1 protein-coding gene is annotated in these 1,295 nt (G+C 73.8%); it reads left to right on the plus strand.

What is annotated here, in order from left to right; genetic code table 11:
• The coding region (locus ACJA3G_RS37170; protein WP_406557420.1) for an APC family permease at positions 1 to 1,270 on the plus strand (1,270 nt) is incomplete at its 5' end.
• Positions 1,271 to 1,295: the final 25 nt, after the last annotated feature.

A 1,295-nucleotide genomic window follows, 5' to 3' on the forward strand; every position in this document is an offset into this window, starting at 1 on the left:
GTTCATCGCCCCCATGGCGCCCGTCGGCATCTTCGGCACGCTCGACGCGAAGTCGCACGGCGCGGTGGCCCTGGTCTACCTCGTGTCCACGGTCGCCATGGCGTTCACCGCTTCCAGCTACGCCCAGATGGTGCGCGTCGTCCCGCAGGCGGGCTCGGTCTTCGCCTACGCGCGCGTGGGGCTCGGTGAGGGGGCCGGGTTCGTCGCGGGGTGGATGGCGATGCTCGACTACCTGCTGATCCCGGCCGTCGCGTACCTCTTCTCGGGGATCGCGATGCACGCGCTGGTCCCGGAGGTGTCCCGGTGGGTGTGGACCGCGCTGGCCGTGGTGGTCACGACCGCGCTCAACCTCTGGGGCGTACGGGCGGCGGCGCGGGTCGGGTTCGCGGTGCTGGCGATGGAGATCGCCGTCCTGGTGGTGTTCGTGGTCGCCGCGTCCGTCGTGCTCGTACGGGACGGGGCGCGGCGCGACTGGCTGTCGCCGCTGGCCGGGGACGCGGGGTTCTCGCTCGCGGCGGTGCTCGGCGCGGTCTCGGTGGCGGTGCTCTCGTATCTGGGCTTCGACGCGATCGCCTCCTTCGCGGAGGAGGTGACGGGGGGCTCGGAGAAGGTCGCGCGCGCGGTGCTGTTCTGTCTGGCGTTGGCGGGCGTGCTGTTCGTGGCGCAGACGTATCTGGCCGCGCTCCTGGAGCCGACGCCGTCGGCCGCGCTGGCGGCCGATCCCGGCCGGCAGGGTTCGGCCTTCTACGACACCGTAGAGGCGTCCGTCGGCACCTGGCTGCACGACCTGGTGGCGGTGAGCAAGGCGATCGGGGCGGCGTTCGCGGCGCTGGCGGGGCAGGCCGCGGCGGGGCGGCTGGTGTTCGCGATGGCGCGCGAGCGGCGGCTGCCGAAGGTCCTGGCGCGTACGGACTCGGGCGTACCGCGCGCGGCGCTGCTGGTGGCGGCGACGGTGACGCTGGTCGCCGCGGTCTGGGCGGCCCGGCGCGACGACGGCATGGACCATCTGGTGTCGGTGGTCGACATGGGCGCGCTGACCGCGTTCCTGCTGCTGCACGCCTCGGTGATCGGCTGGTACGCGGTACGGCGCCGCGAGGGCGCGCCGGACTGGCTGACGCATGTGGTGCTGCCGCTGCTCGGCGCGGCGGTGATCGTGGCGGTGATGTGGGAGGCGACCCGTACGGCGCAGGTGGTCGGGCTCGTCTGGCTGGTGCTGGGGATCGGGGTGCTGATGGTGCAGGGGGCGGAACGGTTCGGCCGGGTGCGCTAGCCGGGCACCGGCCGCGCGTTCGGGG

Origin of the sequence: Streptomyces sp. YS-3 (assembly GCF_045257485.1) — a bacterium.
Lineage (GTDB): Bacteria > Actinomycetota > Actinomycetes > Streptomycetales > Streptomycetaceae > Streptomyces.